The sequence below is a fragment of the Streptomyces actuosus genome, from assembly GCF_016921115.1.
In the GTDB taxonomy this organism is placed as follows: domain Bacteria; phylum Actinomycetota; class Actinomycetes; order Streptomycetales; family Streptomycetaceae; genus Streptomyces; species Streptomyces actuosus_A.
The window spans coordinates 1-407 of record NZ_JAFFZS010000254.1 but is presented as its reverse complement, the minus strand read 5'-3'; the positions used below and the strand labels follow the sequence as shown (position 1 = coordinate 407).

Here is a 407-nt window from a genome sequence, read left to right as displayed (position 1 = left end):
AGAAGATGAGAAGAATGAGGAGGCATATATAGTGGAATAATCTTCTTCTCTATATAGAATCTATTAAATCCTGTTGTAGCATGGCTTCCATGCCCATCTAGGATTAATAGTCTATATCCACCAGTAGTCCGTGAAGCTGTATATGGCTCAAATACTTTATAAAGCCATTCAATCCCTAATTCATCTGTTGTCCATCCATTCTTGCTGACACTGATAGTATAATCCTTTGGCAGCTCATGATATCATAAGGATTGATGCTTGGTGGCAGCAAAGATAATCTGAGCAGGCAAAGCCCATCCTGATGCATTTATAGCAACAATTGAAGTCACCCACTCTCTATTTCCAGGTTGGAGAGCTTTAGCATGGCTTTGTTTTGTCTTCAGTCTACAGACAACTTTAGAAGTTGA

Annotated in this window: 1 protein-coding gene; it reads right to left on the bottom strand. The window is 39.1% G+C overall.

What is annotated here, in order from left to right:
• Nucleotides 1-215: transposase domain-containing protein (locus JS756_RS39170; protein WP_498063058.1), on the bottom strand; the 215-nt coding region annotated here is incomplete at its 3' end.
• Nucleotides 216-407: the final 192 nt, after the last annotated feature.